We start from the raw sequence: 18,460 nt of genomic DNA, 5'->3' as shown, positions 1-18,460 counted from the left end.
TTGGATTTCAGATGTGGGCATACTATGCCCGCAAGGCAAGCAACAGGAGTTTCCCCATGCGTCCATCTGGCCGTCAGATCAACGAAATGCGCAACGTCACGATCGAGACCAATGTCACGATGCATGCCGAAGGGTCTTGCCTGATCAAATGCGGCAATACCCATGTGCTGTGTACCGCCTCTATCGACGAACGTGTGCCGCCGTTTCTGAAGAATACAGGACTTGGCTGGGTGACGGCGGAATATGGCATGCTGCCGCGCGCCACGAACACGCGGATGCGGCGCGAGGCGAAAGAAGGCCAGTCTGGCCGCACGCAAGAGATTCAGCGGCTGATCGGGCGGTCGCTGCGCGCAGGCGTGGACCGTGTGGCGCTGGGTGAGCGGCAGATCATCGTGGATTGCGATGTGATTCAGGCGGATGGTGGCACGCGCTGTGCGTCGATCACCGGTGGCTGGGTGGCGCTGAAACTGGCGGTGCTGAAACTGATGAAAACAGGCCAGATCATCAGCGATCCGCTGGTCGATCCGGTGGCTGCGATTTCCTGCGGGATCTATGCGGGGCAGGAAGTGCTGGATCTGGACTATCCCGAGGACAGCGAAGCAGGCGTCGACGGCAATTTCGTCATGACCGGCGGGCGTCTGGTCGAGGTGCAGATGTCAGCGGAAGGCGCGACCTTCAGCCGTGCGCAGATGGACGGGTTGCTGGGGTTGGCGGAAAAAGGCGTGGCGGAACTGACCGCCTTGCAACTGGCTGCGGTGCGCTGATGCGCAGGTTTGCGGGCGATCATCTGCTGGTGGCGACCCATAACAAGGGCAAGCTGGAAGAGATCGCCGATCTGCTGGCACCTTTTGGCGTGAAGATCACTTCGAACGCGGATCACGGCCTGCCGGAACCGGAAGAGACCGAGACGACATTTGTTGGCAATGCGCGGATCAAGGCGCATGCAGCAGCACAGGCGACCGGCCTGCCCGCCCTAGCGGATGACAGCGGGATCACGATTGACGGATTGGGCGGCGCGCCGGGCGTCTATACGGCGGATTGGGCCGAAACGCCGCAGGGGCGAGATTTCGTGATGGCCATGGAACGGTCCTGGGCCGAACTGGAGGCGGCAGGCGCGCCCTACCCGCGTCTGGCACAGTTCCGCTGCACTTTGGTGCTGGCTTGGCCAGATGGCCATGACGAAGTGTTCGAAGGTGTCATGCCGGGGCAGATCGTCTGGCCGATGCGCGGCGATCAGGGGCATGGCTATGACCCGATTTTCCAGCCCGAAGGGTATACCCAGACTTTCGGGGAAATGGACCGCTGGGAAAAGAACAAGATCAGCCACCGCGCTGATGCGTTCCGCAAGCTGATCGCAGGTTGCTTTGGCTGAGGATTGGGAACACGGGGGCTTTGGCCTTTATATCCATTGGCCGTTCTGTCAGGCTAAGTGCCCATATTGCGATTTCAATTCCCATGTCGTGGCGCAGATCGACCACAAAGCGTGGGAAGCGGCATATCTGAGTGAAATCAGCCGGTTAGGGGAAGAGACCGAAGGGCGTGTCCTGCGGTCTGTGTTCTTTGGAGGCGGCACACCCAGTATGATGGACCCAGCGGTTGTCGATGCGGTGCTGACGCGGGTGCGCGCAACATGGCCGATGGCCAACGACATCGAGATCACGCTGGAAGCAAACCCGACATCGGTCGAGGCGGAGCGGTTTGCGGGCTATCGTGAGGCAGGCGTCAACCGCGTGTCGATGGGTATTCAGGCGCTGAACGATCCTGACCTCAAGGCGCTGGGGCGGTTGCACGGGCGGGACGAAGCGCTGCGGGCCTTCGAGATCGCAAGGGGCGTGTTCGACCGCGTGAGTTTCGATCTGATCTATGCGCGGCAAGGACAGACCGTGGCGGCGTGGGAGGCGGAATTGCGCGAGGCCTTGAGCCTGGCCGTGGATCACCTGTCGCTCTACCAGCTGACGATCGAGGACGGGACGGCCTTTGGTGATCGTTATGCCGCGGGAAAGCTGCGGGGGCTGCCGGATGATGACGCGGCGGCGGATATGTATGCCCTGACGCAAGAGGTTTGTGCGGCGCAGGGATTCGCTGGTTATGAGGTGTCGAACCACGCGCGGCCGGGGTGTGAAAGCATCCACAACCAGATTTACTGGCGTTATGGCGATTACGCCGGGATCGGTCCCGGCGCGCATGGGCGGCTGACGCTGGGCGGGCGCCGCTATGCGACAGAGGCGGGGTTAGCACCGCTGGGCTGGCTGTCGCAGGTCCGCAAGACGGGTAACGGCGATCTGGGCCGCAGCGTGCTGGACGATGCAGCGCAAGCGACGGAACGGCTTTTGATGGGGATGCGGCTGACCGAAGGGGTGTTGCTCGAACGGCTGGACATGGAATCTTTATCAATCAAAATCAATGATTTAACTGATATGGGGATGGTCGAGATCGCAGAGGACCGGCTGCGCGTGACGGCAGCCGGCCGGCCTGTACTGAACGCTGTTTTGCGGGTCTTGCTGGAAGATTAGTTTCCGGCCAAGGCGCGCAAGAGGTCGTCGAGTTGATCCAGCGACTTGTAACTGATCGAGATCTTGCCGCCTTCTTCCCCTGCTTTGTGGTCGATCGTGACCTTCATATGCAGGGTTGCGGACAATTCGTTTTCGATCTGGATCGTGTCAGGGTCCTTTGGCACCGGCGCACCGGGCACAGAGCGGCGTTTGATCGCGGGGCCTTTCTTGGCCAAAGTCTCCGCCTCTCGCACCGAAAGTTTCCGCTGGATGTATTCGCGCGCAAGGGTGACAGCCTGCGGATGACCGACCAATGTGCGGGCGTGACCGGCTGTCAGGGCACCGGAGACAAGATAGCCCTGAACTTCGTCTGGCAGCGATAACAGCCTGAGCAGGTTGGCAATATGGCTCCGGCTTTTGCCAAGCGCAGTCGCCATCTGGTCCTGTGTGTGACCAAATTTGTCCATGAGCTGGCGGTAACTGGCGGCCTCGTCCACAGCGTTGAGGTCGGCGCGCTGAATGTTTTCGATGATCGCGACTTCGAGAACCTCGGTATCTGTATAATCGCGCACAAGAACCGGAACTTCGTGCAGTTTCGCCATTTGCGCGGCACGCCAACGGCGTTCACCGGCGACGATCTCGAAGGCGGCCGGGTCTTGCGGGGATACACGTACGATCAAGGGTTGGATGATCCCCTTTTCGGCAATAGACGCCGCCAATTCCTGCAACGCATCTTCGGCAAAGGTGCGGCGCGGCTGGTCAGGATTGGGGTGGACACGTTCCACAGGCACGATCATATCGGGTTTTTTCGTGGCTGGCTGCGACTGTTCGGACTGGCCCACATCCGACATCAGGGCCGAAAGGCCCCTGCCCAGACCGCGCGGGTTTTTGATGCTGCGTGCCATGATCCTAAACCTTCGGTTTTCTTGATTTCTTGATGATTTCGCGGGCAAGTGCGCGATAGGCGACGCTCCCTTTCGAGGCGCTGTCATAGGCCAGGACAGGCATAGCAAAAGAGGGTGCTTCGCTGAGCCGCACATTGCGGGGAATGACAGTCTTGAACACCATGTCACCCATGTTTTCGCGGGCGTCCTGTTCGACCTGAAGTGACAGGTTGTTCCGGCTGTCGTACATCGTCAGCACGATCCCCTCGATCCGCAAGTCGGGATTTGCCGATTGCCGCACATCACGGACGGTCAGGATCAGTTGCGACAGACCCTCGAGCGCGAAAAACTCACTTTGTAGTGGGACGAGAATTGATTGCGCGGCGACCATCGCATTGACAGTCAATATATTGAGAGAAGGCGGACAATCTATCAAGATATAGTCGTACCCAGTGACGTTTTGCAGAACATCCCGCAGCAGAAAGCTACGTTTCTTGTTGTCTAGAAGCTCTATATCGGCGGAACTGAGATCGGTGGTTGCAGGAACGATCATCAGCCCGGGCACATTCGTGGTCTGTGTCGCCTCTAGCACGGTCGAATCGCCCGACAAAACGTCGTAAGTTGTAATCTCGCGCTGATCAGCGGCCACGCCAAGTCCGGTCGATGCGTTGCCTTGCGGGTCCAAGTCGATCAACAGTACACGCTTTTTCAGCTCTGCAAGGGCGGCACCAAGATTGATTGTCGTGGTTGTCTTGCCCACCCCGCCCTTTTGATTGGCGATTGCGATGATTTTTGGGCCAACTTTAACGGTATCAAGCGGCACGGTGTATCCTTTGGATCAAGAGGAGTCGCCCATCAGGATCAGTCATACTGGGGGCTTCTTCAAGGTCAAAGCGCCATTCACGGCGCGCATCGGCGATTTCATTCGCGGCCTGCCTGCCCTTGTGCAGAATAGCTGTGCCCTCGGGGCGCATGTGATGTGAAATGAGCGGCAACATCAGCGCCAAGGATCCCAATGCGCGTGCTGAAACCACATCAGCACCCGTTGGCGGGAGACTTTCGATCCTATCGGCAAGGACGCTGGCCGCAAGATCCAGGTCTCTTATCGCGGTGCGCAGAAACGCAGCCTTGCGCTGGTCGCTTTCGATCAGCACGAAACGGGCATCAGGGTGTTTGGCCTTGCCCAGAATCGCCGCAACGATCCCAGGAAAACCGCCACCACTGCCGATATCAAGCCAGAGCCGCAGATCAGCCGGCGCGTGACGGTAGATTTGAACAGAATCAACGACATGGCGATCCCAGATCGATTCCTCTGAACTGGCACTGATCAGATTGATCTTGGGCGTCCACTTCAGAACGAGGGCAGCAAAAGCCTGTAAGTCACCCATTGTTTCACGTGAAACATCAACTCCGCCGACATCAACCATGCTGTCAGCTTCCGGTCGCGGCCAGCGCACGGCGTTTGATTGCGCCAATCAGCAGCATCAAGGCAGCTGGCGTCATCCCCTCGATCCGCCCTGCCTGCGCGATTGAGACCGGGCGGGTCTTTTGCAGCTTTGTCACCAGTTCGGTCGAAAGGCCCTGCACATCAGCATAGTCGATGTCATCAGGGATCAACTGCGCCTCGTCGCGCTCAAGCGCAGAGACATCCTTCTCCTGCCGCAAAATGTAATGCGCATAAAGAGCATCCTTTTTCACCTGATCCTGAATATCCTGTGCAATATCAGTGGTTTCAGGCACAAGCGCCGTGAGATGCGCAAAACCGAAATCAGCCAACGCAAGCGCTTCTAACGCGGTTTTGCGGGGCCCATCAGCATTCAACTGCACTCCAGTTGCTGCGATATCGCGCGCCGAAAGACTGATCTGCGACAGCTGGTCTTTCGCCTTGGTGATCTGGTCCATCTTTGCGTTGAAAACCGCCCACCGCGAATCGCCAATACAGCCGATTGCGCGGCCACGCCCCGTCAGCCTCTGGTCAGCATTGTCCGCGCGCAGGGACAGCCTGAACTCTGCTCGTGAGGTGAACATGCGGTAGGGTTCCGACACGCCGCGTGTTATCAGGTCATCAATCATGACTCCGATGTAGGATTCACGGCGGCTGAATACCACATCGTCTTTGTCATGCGCGGCAGCCGCTGCATTCAGCCCGGCAACCAGACCTTGCGCTGCTGCTTCTTCGTACCCGGTGGTGCCATTGATCTGCCCCGCCAGATAAAGCCCCGGCACATCACGCAGTTCCAGCGTCGGACGCAGGGCGCGCGGATCAACGTAGTCATATTCGATTGCATAACCCGGTTGCAGGATCACAGCATCCTCCAACCCGTGAATCGACCGCACATAGTCGTGCTGCACATCCTCGGGCAACGAGGTAGAGATCCCGTTGGGATAGATCGTGTGGTCGTTAAGTCCCTCCGGTTCAAGGAAAATCTGGTGCGACGTCTTATCGGCAAAGCGCACAACTTTGTCCTCGATCGAAGGGCAATACCGTGGCCCTACCCCGTCGATATGGCCACCGTACATAGCAGATCGCCCGAGGTTACCACGGATAATCTCGTGTGTTTTCTCGTTTGTATGGGTGATTCCGCAATTGACCTGCTGTGCAAAGACAGAGGTCGAGAGGAAGGAAAACATGACAGGGTCGTCATCAGAGGGCTGTGTCTCCAAGGCATCCCAGCGGATTGTACGTCCATCCAACCGCGGTGGTGTGCCCGTTTTCAGACGACCCATCGGCAGACCGAAACTGTCTAGTCGCTCTGCCATACGGACAGAAGGGTCATCGCCCATACGTCCACCGGGCCGAGAAACATCACCGATGTGGATCACGCCGCGCAGAAAAGTGCCGGTTGTCAGGATCACACCATGTGCTGTCAGCACCTGTCCATCGCGCAAGTGGACACCCGCGACACGGGCGCCATCCATAACCAGATCCGTCGCTTCACCTTCGATGATCGTCAGGTTCGGTTGCGCGGCCAGAACTGACTGCATCGTATCACGATAGATAGCGCGATCTGTCTGCGCACGTGGTCCCTGTACCGCAGGCCCCTTTTTGCGATTAAGCAGGCGGAACTGAATCCCCGCGCGGTCAGCCACATGGCCCATCACACCGTCCAGCGCATCGATCTCACGGACCAGATGGCCCTTGCCTAGCCCGCCAATCGCAGGATTGCACGACATCACCCCGATAGACCGACGTGTCAACGTTACCAGCGCGGTGCGCGCGCCCATACGCGCAGCGGCATGCGCAGCCTCGCTGCCAGCGTGACCACCACCAATGACGATGACGTCGTAGTCATGATGTTTCACGTGAAACACTCCTCACTTGCCGATGCAAAAGCTGGAAAAAATCTCGTCCAGCACCTGTTCTACATCAACGCGGCCAACAAGGCTATCCACCGCGCGAATTGCCGTCCGCAGATCCTCAGCGATCAGGTCCAGCATGCCATGGCCCGCATCAAGGCCGGCACGCGCGTCATCCAGTGACGACACTGCCCTTAACAACGCTACCCGATGCCGTTCTCGCATCGCCAATCCAACAGAAGCGACACGCTTACCCAATTCTTCGCCAACCAGTGCGATCAGATCATCGACGCCCTGACCCGTCAGCCCTGACACGGCAAGACCGGACCGTTCGCCGGTATCAGCCTTCGCCGACACATAGATATCACCACCCTCAAGGTCATGTGGCGGTACCGCGCCTTCTAACACCATATGTATCCGAAGGTCAGCTTGTTGCGCCCGCGCCCGCGCCCGCGCCACACCAAGACCTTCCACGACGTCATCGGTTTCCCGCAGCCCTGCAGTATCCAGCAAAGTGACAGGAATCCCGTCAAGATCCAACCGGACTTCGATCACATCGCGCGTGGTCCCTGCGATATCTGACGTAATCGCAACGTCCCGCTGGGCCAATCTGTTCAACAACGTCGACTTACCGACATTCGGCGCACCAATGATCGCAACCTCAAAACCGTCTCGCAGCCGCTCGGCCATCCGCACACCTGCTGCTTCACGCGCCATCTCTGCGCTGACATGCTCAAGCAAATCACGGACTTCCGGCACCACATCGACCGGCACATCCTCGTCGACGAAGTCGATCGTCGCCTCAAGCAGAGCTGCGGCACGAATCAATCTTTTGCGCCAGCTGTCGGCAATTTCACCCAATGCACCGGAGAATACCCGCACAGCCTGTTTGCGCTGACTTTCTGTCTCGGCATCGATCAGGTCGGCAAGACCTTCGACCTGCGCAAGGTCCAGGCGTCCATTTGCCAGCGCGCGGCGCGTGAATTCGCCCGCTTCGGCAGGACGCAGCGCAGGGTCATCGCCAAGTATCCGCAAAACGGCTGCAACGACTGCCGGACTACCATGCAGATGCAGCTCGATCACCTCTTCGCCGGTAAAGCTTTTGTCCGCGTCAAAACGCAGCACCAGCGCCTCGTCGATCAGTTCCCCGGCTCTGTCACGCAAGGCCCGCACACCGCGCCCAAGAGGCACATGCCGCATCAGCAGTCCAGCCGAAACAGCCGCCGCAGGTCCCGAAATACGAACGATCGCGACACCCGCCCGTCCCCGGGCGGTCGCTAGTGCAAAGATTGTATCCATATCTCTAACTCATTGTTCTAAAACAATAAGTTATGTGTTCATCGAATCGAAGAAGTCCGAATTTGTCTTGGTCTGCTTCAATTTCCCGATCAGGAATTCAATGGCATCGGTGGTGCCCATCGGGTTCAGGATGCGGCGCAGAACATAGGTTTTCGCCAGATCGGACTTTTCGACCAGCAGTTCCTCTTTCCGCGTGCCAGATTTGAGAATATCCATAGCCGGGAACACGCGCTTGTCGGCGACCTTGCGATCCAGCACAATCTCGCTGTTACCGGTGCCTTTGAATTCTTCGAAAATCACCTCGTCCATCCGGCTGCCGGTATCGATCAGCGCCGTCGCGATGATGGTCAGCGACCCACCTTCCTCGATGTTCCGCGCCGCACCAAAGAACCGCTTGGGCCGCTGCAACGCATTCGCATCGACACCGCCGGTCAGCACCTTTCCCGACGACGGCACAGTCGTGTTGAAAGCCCGCCCCAGACGCGTGATCGAATCCAGCAGGATGACCACGTCACGCTTATGCTCGACCAGGCGCTTGGCCTTCTCAATGACCATCTCGGCCACGGCCACGTGTCGCGTGGCGGGCTCGTCGAACGTCGATGACACAACCTCGCCCTTCACCGACCGCTGCATGTCGGTCACCTCTTCAGGCCGTTCATCGATCAACAAAACGATCAGGTAACATTCGGGATGGTTCTTTTCGATCGAATTGGCGATGTTCTGCAACAGCACCGTCTTACCCGTCCGCGGCGGCGCCACGATCAGCGACCGCTGGCCCTTCCCGATCGGCGCGACAAGGTCGATGATCCGCGCCGACCTGTCCTTGACGGTTGGATCGTCGATTTCCATCTTCAGCCGCTCATCGGGATAAAGCGGCGTCAGGTTGTCGAAAGCCACCTTGTGACGCGCCTTTTCTGGGTCCTCGAAGTTGATCCGCTCCACCGAGGTCAGCGCGAAATACCGCTCGTTGTCGTTGGGTTCCTTCATCACGCCTTCGACCGTGTCACCGGTGCGCAGCGAATACTGCCGGATCATGTCGGGCGAGACGTAAATATCATCCGGTCCCGGCAGATAGTTTGCCTCGGGCGAGCGCAGAAATCCGAACCCGTCCTGCAACACTTCCAGCACGCCATCGCCGCCGATGACCCATTCGTCATCCGCACGTTCCTTGAGGATGGCGAACATCATGTCGCCCTTGCGCATCGTCGATGCGTTTTCGATCTCCAGCTCTTCTGCCATAGACAAAAGATCCTTGGGGCTTTGCGCCTTCAGATCGGCAAGGTTCAAACGGTCTTGTTGCATGGGACAATCCAGTGCCAGCAGTGTCGCCAGCGATTTATAGACGGAAGGGGAAATCAATGACCCGGACGGATCACCCCCGGCAGTTAACCGCGGATGCCTGCAGAGTCAATGTGCCTTCAGAATGGACGCACGATCACCGCGATCACGATCACCACCATCAGCACGGTCGGCACCTCGTTGAACAGTCTGTATGTCCGCCCTGTCCGCGTGTTCTGGCCGGCCACGAAGTCTTTACGCCGCTTGGCCATCCAGCCATGGGCACCCGTCATCGCAAGAACCGCGCCGATCTTGATCCACGACCAGGCCGCACTCCAATCGAACATGCCCATCGCCAGCAGCACAAGACCGGCAAGCCACGCCACAATCATCGCAGGGTTCATGATCAGCCGCAGCAGTTTTTCTTCCATCACCTGGAACGTCTGATCAAGCTCCGATCCGACAGCCGCCCGTTCCGCATGATACACAAAGAGCCGCGGCAGATAGAACAAGCCCGCCATCCACGCGATGACCGCCATGATGTGCAAAGACTTGATCCAGGGATACAGGGCAAAGACTAGATCAGGCATTGGCTACTCGCATGTGAAGGTCAGGCATCATTAATAAATATATATAGAAAGAAAAGATGATGTTGATTTTAGAGCACCTTTTTCCTGTGGTTTCTTTTTTCATCCGCAGAGTTATCAACAGGCGGTGTCTTGGCCGCTGACGATCAATGGCAGACTAGGACACCATTAAAATTATTTAATATCAGGTCTTTAAGAGACATAAAGAATCACTACTCACCCTTATTACCTGCCTTGACACACCCACGGCCCACGATTCTTCCACACCCCCGACTTATCCTTTTCCACGGTGGAAAAAGCTGGCGGCGACCTCCAACAAGTCTAGGTTTCTACACAGTCCGGCGGTAACACCCATCTTGGGGTTCTTTTCCCGGTCAGTTGCCACGGTTTTTTCCCTCAGGTTATCCACATGCAAGACAAGATCATCCTCGCGTCTGGCTCCACCATTCGGGCACAGCTGCTCCGCAATGCGGGTGTCGCGTTCGATATCCACTTGGCGCGCATCGACGAAGACGCCGTGCGCGCATCGCTGCAATCCGAAAACGCATCGCCCCGCGACATCGCCGACACGCTTGCCGAACTCAAGGCGCAGCGGGTTGCCGCCAAACATCCCGGCGCGCTGGTGATCGGCTGCGACCAGATCCTTGCGCTTGATCAGGACATAGTCGCCAAACCGGAAACACCCGCCGCCGCGCTTGACCAACTACGCGCCTTACGCGGGCGCAAACACCAGCTGCTTTCGGCTGCGGTCATCTATGGTGAAGGCAAGCCGCTCTGGCGGCACGTCGGCGTTGTCCGCCTTCATATGCGTGACGCATCCGACGATTATCTTGCCGCCTATGTTGACCGGAACTGGGACAGCATCCGCCACGCGGTTGGCGCCTACAAGCTCGAGGAAGAAGGCGTGCGACTTTTTACACGCATCGAAGGAGATTATTTCAATGTTCTTGGCCTGCCGCTGCTTGAACTCTTGTCATATCTGACGCTTCGCGGAACATTGCCATCATGACAGATTTTCCCCGCGCCGGCGTGATCGGCAATCCGGTCAGCCATTCCCTCTCGCCCAAGCTGCACGGGCATTGGCTGCAACGCTATGGCATCAACGGCAGCTATGACGCCCTGCATGTCACCGAAGACGCGTTAGAGCGCACGCTCCGGTCGCTGCCTTCCCAAGGCTATGTTGGTGTGAACGTGACGCTCCCGCACAAGGTTGCCGTTCTGCAAATCGCCGATCAACTGACAGACCGTGCCACGTTGATCGGTGCCGCAAACACGCTGACGTTCAAGGACGACGGCAGGATTTTTGCCGATAACACAGACGGTTACGGTTTTCTGGAAAACCTGCGGCAAGGTGCGCCGGGCTGGGATGCAAGGACAGGCCCCGCCGTCGTTTTTGGCGCAGGCGGTGCAGCACGCGCCGTGATCGTCTCCTTGATCGAGGCGGGCGCCCCCGAAATCATCCTGACCAACCGCACCCGCCCAAAGGCCGAGGCGCTGCGCGCCGATTTCGGCGCCCGTATCCGTATCATCGACTGGGTGCAGGCGGGGACTGTGCTGCCCGATGCCGCGACCGTGGTGAACACGACCTCGCTGGGTATGACCGGCGGGCAGGAATTCCGTGTCCCGCTTGATGGCCTGCGGTCCGGCACCGTCGTGACCGACATCGTCTACACGCCGCTGCGCACCAAGTTCCTTGATGCTGCCGCCGAAAAAGGCTGCGTGACCGTCGACGGTCTGGGCATGCTGCTGCATCAGGGTGTGCCCGGTTTCGAACGCTGGTTCGGCAAACGGCCAGAGGTCGACGACGACCTGCGGCGCGCCGTACTGTCATGACGCATTATCTGGGCCTGACCGGGTCCATCGGGATGGGCAAATCGACGACCGCCCAGATGTTCCGTGATGCGGGCGTGCCGGTCTGGGATGCCGACGCCGTGGTGCATCGCCTCTACGCGCAAGGTGGCGCGGCTGTCCCTGTTTTCCGTGACGTCTATCCAGACTCCATCGTTGATGGCGCTGTGTCACGCGACAAACTGAAAGACATCATCGCCGCCGATCCGACCGCCTTGGGCAAGATAGAACAGATCGTGCATCCGCTTGTCGCGGCCGACCGGCAGGCGTTTATCGCTGTCAACACAGCGCCATTGCTGGTCTTCGATATTCCGCTTCTCTTTGAAACAGGTGCTGACGATTGGCTGACCTCCGTTCTGGTCGTTACCGCCCCGCCTCAGGTGCAGCGTGACCGTGTCCTTGCCCGCCCCGGCATGACGCCGCAGCACCTTGACCAGATCCTGCAACGCCAGATGCCCGATGCTGAAAAACGCGCCCGCGCCGACCATGTGATCGAGACGCTGACGCTGGACGGCACCCGCGCTGCCGTGCAAGAACTGATCGGCAAACTGACGGGATAAGACATGCGCGAAATCGTTCTGGACACCGAAACCACCGGCTTTGAACCCGGCGAAGGCGACCGGATCGTCGAAATCGGTGCAGTCGAACTGATCCGCCACGTGCCTACGGGCCGCACCTATCACCAATATATCAACCCCCAGCGGACTATGCCCGCCGAAGCCTTTGCCGTGCACGGCTTGGGTGATGACTTTCTGGCCGACAAACCGCTGTTCAAGGATATCGCGGACGATTTTCTCGGCTTTATCGGCGATGCAAAGCTGGTCATCCACAATGCCACTTTCGATATGAAATTCCTCAACGCCGAGCTTGGCTGGCTGCACAAACCTGTTCTGCCGATGGACCGTGCGGTTGACACGCTGATGATCGCGCGGCGCAAGTTTCCGGGCTCTCCGGCCTCGCTCGACGCGCTGTGCCGCCGGTTCGGGATCGACAACTCGTCGCGCACCCTGCACGGCGCGCTGCTCGACAGTGAAATTCTGGCAGAGGTCTATCTGGAGCTCATCGGCGGTCGTCAGCCTGATTTTGCGCTGGCCCAAGGCAGCACTGGCAGCACCCACCAGGATGGCACCGCATGGCGCGCCGGGCCGCGCCCCGCGCCGTTGCCCTCGCGGATCACAGCTGAAGAAACCGCCGCCCATCAAGCCTTTGTCGAGGCGATGGGCGACGCGGCGTTGTGGAAACGCGCCTAGTTGACGATTTTCTTGTCGGCCTCGGCACGGCGGGCCAGTTCAGCGCGGTAAAGTGCCAAGAAATCAATCGTTTCAAGGTTCAGCGCGGGGAAACCGCCGTCGCGTGTCACGTCGCTGACGATGCGGCGCAGGAACGGGAAGGTGATGCGCGGGCATTCGATCAACAGATAGGGGTGCATCTGTTCTTCGGGTACGCCTTCGACGTGAAACACGCCGGCATATTCGATTTCCAGCACGAACAGCGGCTCGCCTGCCGATTTGGTCTTGCTGGTGATGTTCAGCTTCGTGATCACCTCGAACTGGTGGTCCGCCGTGCGCTTGCGGGCGTCCAGATTGACCTGCACCTGAATCTCCGGCTGCGCGTCACCCTTCACGCCCTTTTGGGCAAGGATGTTTTCGAACGACATGTCGCGGATATACTGCGCCAGAACACGGCTGGTGATCTGCTGTTGCTGGGGTGCGGCGGCTGCGGCTGGCGCTGCTGGGGCGGCGTTGTCGGGTGTATCAGTCATGAAAACCTGCTTTGATTGCGATTGGGTTGCCTGTTCCTAGCAGCCCATGCCCGCAGGCTCAATGCCGGGTCCATTTTGATGGTGCATGTGTCGGGCGTTTCTCGGGGGGGATTTCCTCGAATTCGCCGTCGATGACGGTATCGGCGGGGCGGCGTGGTTCGTGTGGGTGCTGATGTGCCTCGAATTTGGCGAAACGGACGCGCGCCTTGATCCAGTGGAACGCCGCGCGCCGGACAGCGGGGACCAGCAGCGACAGGCCGACAGCATCGGTGAAAAAGCCCGGTGTCAGCAGCAATGCCCCGGCAAACAGGATCATCGCGCCATAGGCCAGCGGTTCGGTCGGGTCCTTGAGGTCGGAAAACGACCGTTGCAGGTTACCCAGCTCGCGCAGCCCTTGGTGGCGCACCAGATATGACCCGGCGAGCGCGGTCGCCAAGACGATCAACAGGGTCCACCAGATGCCGATGGCTCCGCCAACCTGAATGAACAAGGCGATCTCGATCATGGGGACGGCGATGAATGCAAATAACAGCCACATAGTGCGGGCCTTTCACAACTTGTTGGTGGTACGGTGGACTTGACCGCACCTGTGACCTACATAAGAAGCCAAGAGGCATGTTTCCATGCTTTGCTCTGACACGAGGTCCTGATGAACTCTCCGATTATTCAGCTTTTGGTGCTTGCGGGCATCGCTGTTTTCCTGATCCTGCGCTTGCGCGGCGTTCTTGGCACGCGCGAAGGGTTCGAAAAACCCGCCGTGACCCGGCAGGAAACCACCACCCGCCGCAAACCGGATTTCGACGTTATCGAAGGCGGGCCGGATCTTGATATCACCGATCACGTCGAAGAAGGCTCTGCCGCGGCCAAGGCGCTGGCCGCGATGAAGCGCGTGGATCCCGATTTCAACGTCAGCGAATTTCTGGGCGGAGCGCGCGGTGCCTATGAAATGATCCTGATGGCGTTCGAAAACAGTGATCTGGACAGCATCGTCCCCTTCATTTCCCAAGACGTGTACGAGGCTTTCGCCAGCGTCGTTGATGACCGCCAGCGCCAAGGTCTGACCGTCACCGCCAATTTCATCGGGATCAGCGACATGACGCTGGCCCATGCGGAATTTGACGAGACGACGAAAGAAGGCGAAGTATCCGTCCGCTTCAAAAGCGAGATGACATCAGTCGTGCGCAATGCCGAAGGCGAGGTCGTCGAAGGCAGCGAAAAGGAAATCAAGCGGCTCAAGGACACATGGACCTTTGCCCGCAAGATGGATGCAGGCGATCCGAACTGGAAACTGGTCGCCACGGGCGAGTGATCTGACAGCTTTTGGCGGCCTAATGGCAAAACAGGCGGCAGAATGGCCAAGGCGACATATCACATCTGTAGTTTCGACGACTTGAACGGATGGGCGGCCGATGATCATCGCGCCGCCCTTGATGTTTTCTGCAAGACGGCCGACAGGATCACCGACCCTTGGTGGCAGGCTGTCTGCCATCTGGCCCCGACCAGCACCGACCCGCGCGGGTTTTTCGAGCTGTATTTCCGCCCCCTCATGATCACCGATGGTCAGCCCATGCTCTTCACCGGCTATTACGAGCCTGAAATTGCAGGCGCGCGCGTGCCTGATGAGAGGTTCCGCTATCCTGTTCACGCGCTGCCGCCTGACCTGCCCAAAGGGGCGACCCGCCGCCAGATCGCGGAACATGACCTTGCCAAAGGCCACGAGATCGCATGGCTTGCCGATCCGGTCGATGCGTTTTTCCTGCAGGTCCAAGGGTCGGGGCGTATCAGGCTGCCGGACGGGTCAGTCCTTCGCTTGGGCTTCGCGGCCAAGAACGGGCTGCCCTATACCTCCGTCGGCAAGGAACTGGTCGCGCGGGGTGTTGTATCGGCACACAAAGTGTCCGCAGCGTTTATCCAGACTTGGGTCAGACAGAACCCCGCTGCGGGCCGCGACCTGCTATGGATCAACGAGAGCTATGTTTTCTTTCGTGAACTGACCCATCTTGCTGCTGATGATGGCCCTATCGGTGCGATGAAGCGCCCCGTGACCGCAGGGCGCACGATTGCGGTCGATCCAGACCAGGTTCCTTTGGGCGCGCCTGTCTGGATCGAAAAGGACGCACCCGACCCGATGACGCGGCTGATGGTCGCGCAGGACACTGGATCGGCGATCAAGGGCGCGCAGCGCGCGGATATCTTTTTCGGGACGGGTGATACAGCAGGTGCCTTGGCCGGTGGCGTGAAACATGGCGGCCGCATGGTCGTGCTGCTGCCCATCGCGGTTGCGGACCGCATGGTCGCGGGGGTCATCTGATGCGCAGGCCCCGCCATCTATCGCCTGAGGAACGCGCACTGTGGGATCGCGTCAAAGGCACGACCAAGCCGATGTCCCCCGAGACGAAACCCGACCCCGCCCCACTGCCCCCCGTGCGCAAGAAACCCGTGATGCCGCGTGACCCTTTGCCCGATTTTCGCGTCGGTCAGAAAGCGGATGCACACCGGCCCAACGACCTGCTGCCCGGCATCACGCACCGTCTGGCCAATGCGCCGGTCAACATGGACAGCAAATCCTTCGGCAAGATGAAACGCGGCAAGCTGGTGCCGGAGGCGCGGATCGACCTGCACGGCATGACGATGGCCGAGGCGCATCCTGAACTCTTGGCCTTCATCCTCGGGTCGCAGGCGATGGGGCGCAGGCTGGTGCTGGTGATTACCGGCAAAGGCAAGCACCGCGACGATGGCGGCCCGATCCCCACGCGCAACGGCGTGCTGCGACATCAGGTGCCGCAATGGATGGCCATGCCGCCTTTGGCGCAGGCGATCCTGCAAGTCACACCCGCGCATCTGAAACACGGCGGGCATGGGGCCTATTACGTCTATCTACGCCGCCGCCGCTAGCGCGATCCGCGCCTGTCTGACCGGCACGACCATGATGAGCGAGGCAAAACCGAACAGCGCGGCATAGCCCAGTTGCTGCACCTCGAACCCCACGCCGATGTCGATCAGCCAGCCACTGAACCCCGGCCCGATGGCGGAGCCAAGCACCATCAGCGCCGTCGCCACCGATTTGATCGCCCCGATATGCCGCGTGCCGTAAAGCTCGGCCCAGCATGCGTTCAGGATCGTCGCCTGCCCACCGCCCGCCAGCCCCATCAGGATGATTGCAATCGCCGTCCACCACAGTGACGGCGCGTACCAGTGCAGCACAAACGCCACGACCAGCGGCAAAAGGTAGACCGGCAACAGCCGCACCGCGCCGAACCTGTCCACCGCCCAGCCATAGATGATGGTGGAGACCAGCAGCGCCGCTGTGCCCAGCGGAAAGACCGCGACCAGCGACAGATGCGACCAGCCTTTGATTTCCGCAAAATGCGCCTGATGGAACCAGAAGGCTGTCCCGAACCCCGAAAATGACATGACCGCCGGTGCCATGACCCAGAACATCGGGTGGCGCAGCGCCTCTGCCCTTGTCCAATAGCGGGCGTTCATGCCGGTGGACTGGTTGCTTTCCGCCACGGATTGCGGCGTGCGTTCCAGACGCAGCAGGCGGAACAGAACCGCACTTGCCAGCACGCAGAACAGGGCGCTGCCGACGAACAGCATCCGCCAGTCGATAAAGGATTTCAGCCAGACCATCGTCAACGGCAAAGCCGCCTCGCCCAGCATGAAACCGAAAGTGGCGATCGCCAGCGCGCGGCCGCGCGTGGCGATGAACCAGCGCGCCATTGCCACAACAGCGACATGGCTGGTCATGCCTTGGCCCGTAAACCGCAGTGCGAAAATGACAAAAGGCAGCAGCATCGCCGCCGGGTTGAACGCCATCGCCAGACAGGCCAGCGCCAGCATCCACACCACGACGATTCCCAGCGTGCGCACGCGAAACCGGTCGGCAAGACCCCCCGCAAACACCATCAGCGCCGCCGACGCGCCGGTGCCGACCATGTAGATCAGGCCCCATTCGCCGTTGGTCAGGCCGAACTCTGCCCTGATTTCCCCGCCGAAGATCGAGATGAAAAAAGTCTGTCCGAAGCTCGACAGAAACGACAAGAGCGCACCCGTCGCAAGGAAGGGGGCGTTGTCGCGGATAAAGGTCAGATAGCTGCGCAAACCGGTCATGCCCTAGTCATGATCCGGTTAAGCGGAAGTTAAAAGTATACACCAAACAAAATCATAAGTTAGTCTGCGGAAACATTCCAACTCGCGCCTGACGAATTCTCGATAAACTTGATTGTCTTCACACGAGCGAATGATGCCACATAAGAATGATGAACCGACAAAACCAACTCCTGCAGCTTTTGGTCATCTTCAAGTCCAACAATGTTTAGTCCAATGTCTGAGCATTTTCTCCGTAGAAAATGGTGACCATGCTCGGTGGTTTCTTTGAAGCTCATCAAGTGAGCTATAGTCGCTGCAGCCTTTGCGTTAGAATCTTCTTCACCGGCGAACATATTCTCAGCGAGCCAAGTCATTACCATTTGCTTGGTTCCCTCGATTGCTCTTTCACAATTTGAGATGAAAGCTGGAGGAAACTGTCTGAAAACTTCCTGCCAAACGATTTGACGCAAGGGATCCGCCCTAACTTCATCTAAAGCTGTCTTTATCTCTTCAATAACACCCATCGCAGGTACGCCGCGAACTTGTGGGTCAGTAGGGCCTAAGCTTGAATGCTTCCCCATGATGATAGTCTTGCTAGCGCAAGCAATCATCGTGCCCGCCGAGAATGCACAGTGCGGAACAATGACACGAATATCTTTGCCGAACATGCTGTACAGGTATTCTACAAGTGCTCGGGTTGCTTCGATACTTCCACCGGGAGTCTGGATAAGAAGATCAAGGCCGCGGCTGCGATCCAAGTTATGGATTACAGCCATAAAGCCATTCATGTCGAAATCATCAATAGATGAAGATGGATGTGGGGGTTGCTGCAGGTAACCGGAGTAGTAGGCGATCACGGGTCGCCCAACATAGTCCGATAGCTTGCTAAGATAGCTGGACCGAAGCTTGTCACAGACTTCG

The 18,460-nt window shown here is 59.0% G+C and carries 21 protein-coding genes; 10 read left to right on the top strand and 11 right to left on the bottom strand.

What is annotated here, in order from left to right:
- The first annotated feature begins 56 nt into the window (after positions 1-56).
- From rph to hemW, 3 genes are read left to right on the top strand one after another with little or no spacing between them, the layout of a single operon-like run.
- Positions 57-764: a ribonuclease PH gene (gene rph / locus VCK47_RS10350; protein ID WP_322891015.1), complete on the top strand. Its 708-nt coding sequence runs from the start codon at positions 57-59 to the stop codon at positions 762-764.
- A complete protein-coding gene (rdgB, locus tag VCK47_RS10345) occupies positions 764-1,372 on the top strand; it encodes an RdgB/HAM1 family non-canonical purine NTP pyrophosphatase (RefSeq protein WP_322891014.1) in 609 nt (202 codons plus the stop codon). The genes rph and rdgB overlap by 1 nt, the downstream gene beginning before the upstream one ends.
- Positions 1,365-2,513, top strand: a complete 1,149-nt coding sequence (gene hemW, locus VCK47_RS10340) for a radical SAM family heme chaperone HemW (protein WP_322891013.1) — start codon at positions 1,365-1,367, stop codon at positions 2,511-2,513. Before rdgB ends, hemW begins: the two co-directional genes overlap by 8 nt.
- Here hemW and VCK47_RS10335 read toward each other — a convergent pair.
- The 7 genes from VCK47_RS10335 to hemJ all read right to left on the bottom strand — a co-directional run bounded on the left by VCK47_RS10335 (position 2,510) and on the right by hemJ (position 9,840).
- Positions 2,510-3,397, bottom strand: a complete 888-nt coding sequence (locus tag VCK47_RS10335) for a ParB/RepB/Spo0J family partition protein (RefSeq protein WP_322891012.1) — start codon at positions 3,395-3,397, stop codon at positions 2,510-2,512. The genes hemW and VCK47_RS10335 overlap by 4 nt on opposite strands.
- A 4-nt stretch (positions 3,398-3,401) precedes the next feature.
- Complete coding sequence (locus VCK47_RS10330) at positions 3,402-4,199, bottom strand: ParA family protein (RefSeq protein WP_322891011.1); 798 nt, start codon at positions 4,197-4,199, stop codon at positions 3,402-3,404.
- Positions 4,189-4,803, bottom strand: coding sequence for a 16S rRNA (guanine(527)-N(7))-methyltransferase RsmG (rsmG, locus tag VCK47_RS10325; RefSeq protein WP_322891010.1), 615 nt, complete (start codon positions 4,801-4,803; stop codon positions 4,189-4,191). The genes VCK47_RS10330 and rsmG overlap by 11 nt, the downstream gene beginning before the upstream one ends.
- 4 nt (positions 4,804-4,807) lie before the next feature.
- The gene (mnmG, locus tag VCK47_RS10320; RefSeq protein ID WP_322891009.1) at positions 4,808-6,679 is read right to left on the bottom strand and encodes a tRNA uridine-5-carboxymethylaminomethyl(34) synthesis enzyme MnmG; all 1,872 of its coding nucleotides are present in this window, start codon (positions 6,677-6,679) and stop codon (positions 4,808-4,810) included.
- A gap of 12 nt (positions 6,680-6,691) precedes the next feature.
- Positions 6,692-7,972, bottom strand: coding sequence for a tRNA uridine-5-carboxymethylaminomethyl(34) synthesis GTPase MnmE (mnmE, locus tag VCK47_RS10315; protein WP_322891008.1), 1,281 nt, complete (start codon positions 7,970-7,972; stop codon positions 6,692-6,694).
- Positions 7,973-8,002: 30 nt separating this feature from the next.
- Positions 8,003-9,274, bottom strand: coding sequence for a transcription termination factor Rho (rho, locus tag VCK47_RS10310; RefSeq protein ID WP_322891007.1), 1,272 nt, complete (start codon positions 9,272-9,274; stop codon positions 8,003-8,005).
- Positions 9,275-9,390: 116 nt separating this feature from the next.
- On the bottom strand, positions 9,391-9,840 hold the full coding sequence (gene hemJ, locus VCK47_RS10305; RefSeq protein WP_322891006.1) for a protoporphyrinogen oxidase HemJ: 450 nt from the start codon (positions 9,838-9,840) through the stop codon (positions 9,391-9,393).
- A 406-nt stretch (positions 9,841-10,246) separates the two neighbouring features.
- On the opposite strand from hemJ, the gene VCK47_RS10300 reads away from it, so the two are divergent.
- From VCK47_RS10300 to dnaQ, 4 genes are read left to right on the top strand one after another with little or no spacing between them, the layout of a single operon-like run.
- On the top strand, positions 10,247-10,846 hold the full coding sequence (locus VCK47_RS10300) for a Maf family protein (protein ID WP_322891005.1): 600 nt from the start codon (positions 10,247-10,249) through the stop codon (positions 10,844-10,846).
- Positions 10,843-11,670, top strand: a complete 828-nt coding sequence (locus VCK47_RS10295; RefSeq protein ID WP_322891004.1) for a shikimate dehydrogenase — start codon at positions 10,843-10,845, stop codon at positions 11,668-11,670. The genes VCK47_RS10300 and VCK47_RS10295 overlap by 4 nt, the downstream gene beginning before the upstream one ends.
- A complete protein-coding gene (coaE, locus tag VCK47_RS10290) occupies positions 11,667-12,245 on the top strand; it encodes a dephospho-CoA kinase (protein WP_322891003.1) in 579 nt (192 codons plus the stop codon). Before VCK47_RS10295 ends, coaE begins: the two co-directional genes overlap by 4 nt.
- A 3-nt stretch (positions 12,246-12,248) precedes the next feature.
- Positions 12,249-12,935 (top strand): DNA polymerase III subunit epsilon, encoded by a 687-nt coding sequence (gene dnaQ, locus VCK47_RS10285; RefSeq protein ID WP_322891002.1) that lies wholly within the window; start codon positions 12,249-12,251, stop codon positions 12,933-12,935.
- On the opposite strand, the gene secB is transcribed toward dnaQ, so the two are convergent.
- Positions 12,932-13,447 (bottom strand): protein-export chaperone SecB, encoded by a 516-nt coding sequence (gene secB / locus VCK47_RS10280; RefSeq protein WP_322891001.1) that lies wholly within the window; start codon positions 13,445-13,447, stop codon positions 12,932-12,934. The genes dnaQ and secB overlap by 4 nt on opposite strands.
- Positions 13,448-13,505: 58 nt before the next feature.
- Positions 13,506-13,985 (bottom strand): FxsA family protein, encoded by a 480-nt coding sequence (locus tag VCK47_RS10275; RefSeq protein WP_322891000.1) that lies wholly within the window; start codon positions 13,983-13,985, stop codon positions 13,506-13,508.
- Between the two features lie 111 nt (positions 13,986-14,096).
- On the opposite strand from VCK47_RS10275, the gene VCK47_RS10270 reads away from it, so the two are divergent.
- The 3 genes from VCK47_RS10270 to VCK47_RS10260 are packed head-to-tail and all read left to right on the top strand — an operon-like array spanning position 14,097 to position 16,342.
- A complete protein-coding gene (locus tag VCK47_RS10270; RefSeq protein WP_322890999.1) occupies positions 14,097-14,756 on the top strand; it encodes a Tim44/TimA family putative adaptor protein in 660 nt (219 codons plus the stop codon).
- Between the two features lie 42 nt (positions 14,757-14,798).
- Complete coding sequence (locus VCK47_RS10265; protein WP_322890998.1) at positions 14,799-15,758, top strand: murein transglycosylase A; 960 nt, start codon at positions 14,799-14,801, stop codon at positions 15,756-15,758.
- Entirely contained in the window at positions 15,758-16,342 is a 585-nt protein-coding gene (locus VCK47_RS10260; protein WP_322890997.1) for a Smr/MutS family protein, read from the top strand. Before VCK47_RS10265 ends, VCK47_RS10260 begins: the two co-directional genes overlap by 1 nt.
- Here VCK47_RS10260 and VCK47_RS10255 read toward each other — a convergent pair.
- Complete coding sequence (locus VCK47_RS10255) at positions 16,325-17,560, bottom strand: MFS transporter (protein ID WP_322890996.1); 1,236 nt, start codon at positions 17,558-17,560, stop codon at positions 16,325-16,327. The two genes, VCK47_RS10260 and VCK47_RS10255, sit on opposite strands and share 18 nt — an antisense overlap.
- 59 nt (positions 17,561-17,619) lie before the next feature.
- Positions 17,620-18,396: an SDH family Clp fold serine proteinase gene (locus VCK47_RS10250; protein WP_322890995.1), complete on the bottom strand. Its 777-nt coding sequence runs from the start codon at positions 18,394-18,396 to the stop codon at positions 17,620-17,622.
- Positions 18,397-18,460: the final 64 nt, after the last annotated feature.

Origin of the sequence: Yoonia sp. 72, from assembly GCF_034652275.1 — a bacterium.
In the GTDB taxonomy this organism is placed as follows: Bacteria; Pseudomonadota; Alphaproteobacteria; order Rhodobacterales; family Rhodobacteraceae; genus Yoonia.
This window is presented reverse-complemented; position numbering and strand designations above follow the sequence as displayed.

Coding starts and splice junctions, on each gene's coding strand:
- VCK47_RS10265 (WP_322890998.1), top strand. CDS start 14,799: ATGGCCAAGGCGACATATCACATCTGTAGTTTCGACGACTTGAACGGA.
- secB (WP_322891001.1), bottom strand. CDS start 13,447: ATGACTGATACACCCGACAACGCCGCCCCAGCAGCGCCAGCCGCAGCC.
- mnmE (WP_322891008.1), bottom strand. CDS start 7,972: ATGGATACAATCTTTGCACTAGCGACCGCCCGGGGACGGGCGGGTGTC.
- VCK47_RS10275 (WP_322891000.1), bottom strand. CDS start 13,985: ATGTGGCTGTTATTTGCATTCATCGCCGTCCCCATGATCGAGATCGCC.
- hemJ (WP_322891006.1), bottom strand. CDS start 9,840: ATGCCTGATCTAGTCTTTGCCCTGTATCCCTGGATCAAGTCTTTGCAC.
- dnaQ (WP_322891002.1), top strand. CDS start 12,249: ATGCGCGAAATCGTTCTGGACACCGAAACCACCGGCTTTGAACCCGGC.
- coaE (WP_322891003.1), top strand. CDS start 11,667: ATGACGCATTATCTGGGCCTGACCGGGTCCATCGGGATGGGCAAATCG.
- rph (WP_322891015.1), top strand. CDS start 57: ATGCGTCCATCTGGCCGTCAGATCAACGAAATGCGCAACGTCACGATC.
- VCK47_RS10335 (WP_322891012.1), bottom strand. CDS start 3,397: ATGGCACGCAGCATCAAAAACCCGCGCGGTCTGGGCAGGGGCCTTTCG.
- VCK47_RS10295 (WP_322891004.1), top strand. CDS start 10,843: ATGACAGATTTTCCCCGCGCCGGCGTGATCGGCAATCCGGTCAGCCAT.
- rsmG (WP_322891010.1), bottom strand. CDS start 4,803: ATGGTTGATGTCGGCGGAGTTGATGTTTCACGTGAAACAATGGGTGAC.
- rdgB (WP_322891014.1), top strand. CDS start 764: ATGCGCAGGTTTGCGGGCGATCATCTGCTGGTGGCGACCCATAACAAG.
- VCK47_RS10260 (WP_322890997.1), top strand. CDS start 15,758: ATGCGCAGGCCCCGCCATCTATCGCCTGAGGAACGCGCACTGTGGGAT.
- rho (WP_322891007.1), bottom strand. CDS start 9,274: ATGCAACAAGACCGTTTGAACCTTGCCGATCTGAAGGCGCAAAGCCCC.
- VCK47_RS10255 (WP_322890996.1), bottom strand. CDS start 17,560: ATGACCGGTTTGCGCAGCTATCTGACCTTTATCCGCGACAACGCCCCC.
- VCK47_RS10300 (WP_322891005.1), top strand. CDS start 10,247: ATGCAAGACAAGATCATCCTCGCGTCTGGCTCCACCATTCGGGCACAG.
- VCK47_RS10270 (WP_322890999.1), top strand. CDS start 14,097: ATGAACTCTCCGATTATTCAGCTTTTGGTGCTTGCGGGCATCGCTGTT.